Source organism: Candidatus Margulisiibacteriota bacterium (assembly GCA_018822365.1).
Taxonomy (GTDB): Bacteria; Margulisbacteria; WOR-1; order O2-12-FULL-45-9; family XYB2-FULL-48-7; genus XYB2-FULL-45-9.
In genome coordinates, this window is record JAHJKL010000076.1 from 1 (window position 1) to 7,319 (window position 7,319).

Sequence of the window (7,319 nt, forward strand, 5' to 3'; positions counted from 1 at the left end):
ACCTAAAGACGCTACGGTATGCTTGCATTGTGGAAGGGATGTTAAGGATAATTAACATTAATTATCTCAAACTCCCCTCAATCCTTTTCTTCAGTTGCGTGTGCGCTCTGCTTCTTAGTTTGAGATTGTGCTCTCGTTTTCGAGCGTCGCTTTCAGCCTTATAAGCTTCATAATAAATAATTTCAAACGGAGTGCGGCTTTTAGTGGAGAAAACCTTGCCCTGATTGTGTTCACTAAGCCTTCTTTCAAGGTTATTGGTTGATCCAATGTACAAATTGTTATCTTTTTGACTTTTTAGAACGTAAACGTAAAACATCCCCACACCAACTTCCCAGCTAAGTAAGACTAACCCAAAAATTGGGTGCTTCTAACTGATACACAACTAAACTCTTCAAGTGGCACAGAAGTTGGTGTGGGGATAAATCCCACATCATACTTCCCAGTTCGATATGAAAGAATAGGGGGTCAGCCCCCACACCAACTTATTAACTTGATAGCTTTATTTTTAAGTGATCGACTTTAATAATAATTATCAACTAAAAGAAAAACTGCCAACCTCGCAAGTTGGTGTGGGGGGAGACCTATAAGCCGGATTCTGTCGTGTACGGCAATCTATCTGGGGCCGACATTACTGGCGACCTCGATGCGACCTACTCGGGATCATAGCGAGGTGAGCAACCTCTTTCCCTATTTGGTCTTGCTCCGCGTGGGGTTTACAACGTGACCGTCGCCGGTCTGTTACGTCGGGAGCTCTTACCTCCCGTTTTCACCTTTGCCACCTAACCTTTAGGGTTAAGTTCGGCCGTGTAATTTCTGTTGCACTTTCCTTTGAGTTTAAACCCAACTGGGCGTTACCCAGCACGCCGCTCGATGGAGTCCGGACTTTCCTCCCCAATACGCTCGCGCGATCAGAGTAGCCGTCCAGCCTCCCCCCGCTATTATTCTATAGGAAATAGGGAGAATTTCATAGGTTTAGCCAAACAATGGGCCGTGGCTTGCTTTTTGGTGGTCGTCGATCGCTTTGTTGGAGAGGAGGTCGGCCTCTTCGTTCTTTTCCCGGCGGATATGAGTTACTTTATGGTGTTTGAATTTTTTTAAAAGCGATTGGGCATGGTGGAAGAGGGGGACCAGCCCTTCATTTTTAACTTTATATTCTCCATGGATCTGTTTGACCAGAAGTTCGGAATCGGCAAAGCAGTCGACTTCTTTTGCCCCAAGCGCCAGCGCTTCCTCCAAACCGCGGATAAAAGCCATGTATTCGGCAATATTGTTGGTGGTCTTTCCCAGGTATTCGGCGATCTCGGCGACGATCTTGCCCCCCTGTTTGATCACCACGCCCGCTCCGGCCGGTCCGGGGTTGTTGCGAGCCGCCCCGTCTGAAAATATGCTTACTTTATCCATTTATTCTTCTCCTTCCAGAAAAGTTCCCGGCGGCAAATTAAAAGAAAAATCGATCCATTTCTTGTTTAAAGGAAGCGTCCCTTCCGGGATCAATTCCTTTCCGCCATGGTAAGTGTCGAAAATTGACATATTGATCCTGCTGGCGCCGTTTTTAGAATCAAAGATCCCGATCTTAACCGAGTTTTTGCCGCTTTTCAAGAAACGATTGATCGGTAAAAAAAGGTCGAATTCCACAAAGTCGACCTTGTCGGTGTTGGTAAAGATCATGTTGCCATTCACAAAAACATTAAAACTGACTCCCTCCCCATGCAAATGGTAGACAATATTACTGTTGTCAGAACAGGAGAGGTCATTGACCTGGTCACGCTTGTTGCCCAGCAATGAATTGAGATCAAGGTCGCCAAAATTAATTTGATAGCTTTCTTTTAACCCATGTTTATTGATCAATGTGACAAAAGCCGATCCTTTGACCGAGATATAATATTCCGCTTTATTGGCCCTGACCACAAAAAAGGTCGACTTTTTTATTACCGGCAAAAGATCTGCCGCGGACGCGCTGTTGTTCTCTAAGCGGAAGTTGCGCTCCTGGACCCGCTGATAAAGGCAGAGTTCTCCCTGCCGGGTCATTACTCTGGTGTCCCCTTTGGCTCTGACCAATTTAATAATGACCCCGTACTTGTTGAAGTCCAATCCTTCTTTTATCGCAAGTGCCGGCAGACAGAGGCAGAGCAAGAGTGATAAGCAAAATAGTTTTTTCATCTTTTCCTCATTAATAGCTTTAATAGCTTGCCTGTCGGCAGGGTGTTGATAACACTCTTCTTTTCCAGCCAGCCGCGACGGGCGGTCATCACTCCGTATTTCATAGACTTGAGCTGGATAGGGGAATGCGAATCAGTGTCTATCGCCAGGTCGACCCCGATTTCCCTGGCCCTCAGGGCGTGAATGTCAGAGAGATCGAGGCGCTCCGGGTAGGCGTTGATCTCCAATACAGTGCCGGTCCGCTTTGCCGCCTGAAGGACCGCTTCAATATCAACTTCGTACGGTCCTCTCTTGCCGATCAGCCGGCCGGTCGGGTGGGCCAGGATATTAACATATTTGTTTTCCAGCGCTTTGATGATCCGTTTGGTCATCTTGCTCTTCTCCATCTTAAAATTTGAGTGGATAGCGGCAATAACAACTTCAGCCTGTTTTAAAACCTTATCAGAGAAATCAAGGGTCCCGTCAGGCAGAATGTCGACCTCAACCCCCTTGAGAACGCGAAAACCCTTGAGTCTTTTGTTTATTCTGTCGATCTCTCCCAGTTCCTTTAAAAACTCTTTTTCGGTCTGGCCTCCGGCGACCCGGGTCGATCGGGTGTGGTCGGTGATGGCAATATATTCGTAGCCCAACTGTTTGGCCGCTGCCGCCATTTCTTCGATCGTGCTGGAGCCGTCGGAATGGTTGGAGTGCATCTGCAGATCGCCGCGGATATCACTAAGCTCGATCAGCCTGGGGATCCGGTGCTTGGCGGCTGCCGCAAATTCTCCCCGCATTTCGCGAAGTTCCGGAGGGATGAATTGCAGGCCAAACTTGCTGAACATCTCTTTTTCGGTCGTTCCGCCGATCTGCCTGCCCGCGGCGTTGAAAATCCCGTATTCGCTGACTTTCCACCCTTTTTTCTGAGCAAGCTGGCGGATATAAATGTTGTGTGCTTTGCAGCCGGTGAAGTAGTGGGCGGCGGCGCCAAAACTTTTATTTGGAACGACCCGAAGGTCGGCTTGCATCCCGTTCTTTAAAACAACCGAGGCTTTGGTCTCACCTTTGGCCAGGGTCCGCTCAACCTGCGGGAGGGAGGTGAATGCATCCATAACTTTTTCCGGCTTTTTGGAAGTGACGAGGAAGTCAAGGTCGCCGATCGTCTCCTGGCGGCGGCGCAAACTTCCGGCAGGGAGCAGCTGGTCGACCTCTTTAAAGTTTTTCAGTTCGGAGACGATCGGTTCGGCATAGGCAAGCGCTTCGGAGAGGAGAAACCTCCCTTTGACCTTTTTTTTCAAAGCGATCCCTTTGAGGAGGTTTTCTTCTTTTTTGGCGCCAAAACCGGGAATACCCTGAAGCTTTCCAGCTTTGGCTAATTTTTCCAGCTTGGCTACGGAATCGATCTTGAATTTCCTGAACAGGAGCATTGCGGTCTTTGGGCCGAGTGAGGGGACATTTAATAATTCGATGAATCCTTTAGGGAATTCACGACGGAGCTTTTCGTAAGTGTCGATCTTGCCGGTTTTAATGAAGCTTTCGATCTTTTCTGACAGCTCTTTGCCGATCCCGGGGAGTTCCTGCAGCCCTTTTATCCCTTCATTTATGTAAAGATCGGCCAGATCTTGGGAAAGAGCTTCAATATTTTGGGCCGCTTTCTGGTAAGCCCTGATCTTGAAGGGGTTTTCTTGCTTTAGCTCCAGGAATTCGGCGATCTCCTGGAAGATCTTGGCGATCTCGGAATTTTCCATTTATGGGGACATTATACCGATGAAAATATTGATAAGCAACCGGCGGTTTTTTATGTTATGATATGGGAAATATTTTCCCGGATGGAGGAAATAATGAGCAGACCGGTCGATAAAAAATGGAAGATGATCTTTGGCTACAAAGAACTTTATCCAAAAGACCTGCAGGTCAAGCTTGGCCTTAAATATCACATGGGACAGGATTTTGCCTGTCCCAAGGGGACCCCGGTTTTGTCGATGGTCAATGGCTGGTGGCTTGGGGCCAGAGAATACCGCGGCTATGGTTACATGATCGAACAGCTTTTTAACTCAGGAACAGGAGCCAGGAAAGTCTGGTATCTTGCCCGCTACGCCCATTTAACTCTCAAGTCAGCAAAGTTCAAAAAATACGGGGCCGCGGTTAAAAAAGGGGCGGTGATCGCCTTGTCCGGCGGGACCGGCACTGTTTATTATGATCCAAAGATCGGCAAAAATAGAGAGCATCCCCACCTTCATGTTGAAGTTTTCAAGGCGAAGAAGGTCCAGGGGGCTTGGGTTAGGACCGACTTGGTCAGTCCCGCGTTTATCACGAACGAAGAATTAGGATAGTGAAAGGAGTAATTAAATGTTAAAGAAGTCGATCGTTGTTTTGTTGTTTACTTGCTTTGTTTTTGCTTTTTCAGCCTGGTCTATGGAATTTTCGGCCGATGTTGTCACCAAAATGAAAAAACAGACGATGAACTCGAAGATGTTCATGTCTGGCAACAAATGGAGGACCGAGTCTAAGATAGGACGGGGGGAGCAGGTCGCGATCGTCAGGGCCGATAAAAAGGTTGTTTGGGTCCTGATGCCCGAACAAAAGATGTATATGGAACAGAAATTGACCCCGGACAAGACGATGGGGATGGTTGAAAAGGCGCCCGGAGAAGTCAGCAGAAAGAAGATCGGGCGCGAAAAGATCAATGGGATCGATTGTGATAAATATTTGATCGTTTATAAAGGGGCTGACGGCGAAAGTAAAATGTACCAATGGCTTTCAGGGGATAAATGGCCGGTCAGGTCGGCCGCGCTGGACGGCTCCTGGTCGACCGAAATGAAGAATATAAAGAAAGGGAAGCAACCCGGCAAATTATTTGAGCTTCCGGGCGGTTATAAAAAGATGCCGATGCCCGGCATGAGCGGGATGAAAGGGATGAACCCGGCCGATATGAAGAAGATGATGGAAGGGATGAAGGGAATGGGGATGTAATGGAAAGCGTTCTCCTAAACGTCGACCTTCCGGGGTTAAAATTATTTAAACGGGGGAAGGTCCGCGACGTGTTTGAACTGGACGAAGGCCTCCTGCTGGTTGCTTCGGACCGGATCTCTGCTTTTGATTCGGTCATGCCGAACGGGATCCCGGATAAAGGGAAGATCCTGACCCAGATCTCCCTCTTTTGGTTTGATTTTACGAAAGAGATAATCAAAAATCATATTTTGATCGCGAATGCCGGTCAATATCCTGATCAACTTGCGCCTTATCACGACTTATTGTCCAAGCGGTCGGTGATCGCAAAGAAAGCCAAGTTAATTCCGGTTGAGTGCATTGTCCGCGGGTACCTTTCCGGCTCCGGCTGGAAGGAGTATCAGAAGGCACAGTCGATCTGCGGGATCAAGCTCCCCGCCGGGTTGAAGGAATCGGAAAAACTGCCGGAGCCGATCTTTACCCCGACGACCAAGGCGGAGCAGGGGCATGATGAAAACATCACCCAGCAGCAGGTTGTCGACCAGATCGGCGCCGAAGCGGCCGCTACGATCAAGGAAAAAAGCCTGGCAATTTACCGGGCCTGCGCCGACTACGCCGAGACCAAAGGGATCATTATTGCCGACACCAAGTTTGAGTTCGGCTATTATGACAACGAGATCATTATAATAGATGAAATGCTTACCCCCGACTCTTCGCGCTTTTGGCCAAAGGAATTCTATAAAACCGGTAAATCACTCCCTAGTTACGACAAGCAGTTTGTCCGGGACTATTTGGAGTCGATCGGGTGGGACAAAGAGCCCCCCGCGCCCAAACTTCCCGAGGAGGTGGTAATCAGGACCAGAGAGAAATACCTTGAAGCTTTCCAGAAATTAACGGGGAAAGCCGAACTATAGGAGGAATAAAACATGGATATTGGAAAAGCGTTTGTTGACGCCTGGAATAATTACACCAAGAATTTTGTTGTCTTGATCCTGGCGGCGATCGTCTCGTCGATCATCGGGATCTTGATCGCCCCCATGGTCGGCTTTCAAATGATGTTTGTCAAAGCAATTAGGGGTGAAGCGGTCTCTTTTAACGATATTTTTGCTCCGTTCCGCCGTTTTGGCGCGCTGGCGCTTGCCGCTTGCTGGATCACGATCCTTTTAATGCTGGCCTTTATTCCAGGGGGGCTCTGTTTCTATTTAAACTGGAACCTGGTCGGAGGCTTGCTTATTTTTGCGGCGATCCTGCTTGATATTTACCTTGGAGTTTGCTGGCTCTTTGCCCTTCTGCTGATCTATGACAAAGGGATGTCGATCAATAACAGTCTTAAAACAAGCCGGGAGATCGTTACCAGGAACAATTGGTGGATGCATTTTCTCCTGGTGGTCCTGGCTGGAATAGTCAGCAGCTTGGGAAATGTTTTATGGGGGATCGGGGCGATCTTGACCATGCCGGTAGGTGTTGGAGCGATCGCGTCCGCTTACGCCGAAGAAACGAAATAAAAATTGAAACGCGGTAATACCAGGAAGATAAAGGTTGGCGGACTGGAGATCGGCGGCGGATCCCCGGTTTCCGTCCAGTCGATGACCAAGACCAAAACAGCCGATGTCAAAGCGACGGTCGAACAGATCCATCAGCTTGAAAAAGCCGGTTGCCAGCTGGTCCGCTGCGCGGTCCCCGACCGTGCGGCGGCCCTGGCATTAAAAGAGATCAAAAAAAATATTACCATACCATTGGTCGCCGATATTCATTTCAACCATGAATACGCTCTGCTGGCGGCCGAAGCGGGGGTTGATAAATTAAGGATCAATCCCGGTAACATTGGGAGTGAAGATAAAGTTAAGGCGGTCGTCTCCGCGGCCAAAGAGCGGAAAATTCCCATCAGGATCGGGGTCAATTCAGGCTCCCTGTCGAAAGATATCTTACAAGTTAATGGCGGACATGTTACTGCCGGGGGAATTATTGAGAGTGCCATGCGTCATGTCGCTATCCTGGAAAAGCTGGAATTCCATGATATTGTCCTGTCGCTCAAGGCGACCTCGGTCCCTTTGACCATTGAAGCGTACCGCTTAATGGCGGAAAAAGTCGAATATCCTTTGCACGTTGGGATAACCGAATCGGGGATCCCGCGGACCGGGATCATCCGCTCGGCGGTCGGGATCGGAGCAATATTAGCCGAGGGGATCGGCGACACCCTCCGGGTCTCGCTGACCGGTGACCCGGTCGAAGAG

9 protein-coding genes and 1 other RNA gene are annotated in these 7,319 nt (G+C 48.9%); 5 read left to right on the forward strand and 5 right to left on the reverse strand.

The window, feature by feature from the left end:
• Positions 1 to 61: 61 nt before the first annotated feature.
• The 5 genes from KKF06_07525 to polX form a co-directional block, all read right to left on the reverse strand.
• Positions 62 to 316 (reverse strand): GIY-YIG nuclease family protein, encoded by a 255-nt coding sequence (locus tag KKF06_07525; protein MBU1617605.1) that lies wholly within the window; start codon positions 314 to 316, stop codon positions 62 to 64.
• A 252-nt stretch (positions 317 to 568) separates the two neighbouring features.
• Positions 569 to 933, reverse strand: an RNA gene (gene rnpB / locus KKF06_07530) — RNase P RNA component class A.
• A 39-nt stretch (positions 934 to 972) separates the two neighbouring features.
• A complete protein-coding gene (locus tag KKF06_07535; GenBank protein MBU1617606.1) occupies positions 973 to 1,401 on the reverse strand; it encodes a ribonuclease HI family protein in 429 nt (142 codons plus the stop codon).
• Positions 1,402 to 2,160: a hypothetical protein gene (locus KKF06_07540; protein ID MBU1617607.1), complete on the reverse strand. Its 759-nt coding sequence runs from the start codon at positions 2,158 to 2,160 to the stop codon at positions 1,402 to 1,404.
• The gene (gene polX / locus KKF06_07545) at positions 2,157 to 3,884 is read right to left on the reverse strand and encodes a DNA polymerase/3'-5' exonuclease PolX (GenBank protein ID MBU1617608.1); all 1,728 of its coding nucleotides are present in this window, start codon (positions 3,882 to 3,884) and stop codon (positions 2,157 to 2,159) included. The genes KKF06_07540 and polX overlap by 4 nt, the downstream gene beginning before the upstream one ends.
• Before the next feature lie 93 nt (positions 3,885 to 3,977).
• On the opposite strand from polX, the gene KKF06_07550 reads away from it, so the two are divergent.
• The 5 genes from KKF06_07550 to ispG form a co-directional block, all read left to right on the forward strand.
• A complete protein-coding gene (locus KKF06_07550) occupies positions 3,978 to 4,469 on the forward strand; it encodes a M23 family metallopeptidase (protein MBU1617609.1) in 492 nt (163 codons plus the stop codon).
• A gap of 16 nt (positions 4,470 to 4,485) precedes the next feature.
• Complete coding sequence (locus tag KKF06_07555) at positions 4,486 to 5,109, forward strand: DUF4412 domain-containing protein (GenBank protein MBU1617610.1); 624 nt, start codon at positions 4,486 to 4,488, stop codon at positions 5,107 to 5,109.
• Positions 5,109 to 5,999 carry a phosphoribosylaminoimidazolesuccinocarboxamide synthase gene (locus tag KKF06_07560; GenBank protein MBU1617611.1) on the forward strand — a complete coding sequence of 297 codons (891 nt, stop codon included), beginning with the start codon at positions 5,109 to 5,111 and terminating at the stop codon, positions 5,997 to 5,999. Before KKF06_07555 ends, KKF06_07560 begins: the two co-directional genes overlap by 1 nt.
• Positions 6,000 to 6,011: 12 nt before the next feature.
• Positions 6,012 to 6,590, forward strand: coding sequence for a hypothetical protein (locus tag KKF06_07565; GenBank protein MBU1617612.1), 579 nt, complete (start codon positions 6,012 to 6,014; stop codon positions 6,588 to 6,590).
• A 3-nt stretch (positions 6,591 to 6,593) separates the two neighbouring features.
• A partial coding sequence (ispG, locus tag KKF06_07570; GenBank protein ID MBU1617613.1) for a (E)-4-hydroxy-3-methylbut-2-enyl-diphosphate synthase occupies positions 6,594 to 7,319 on the forward strand: 726 nt, incomplete at its 3' end.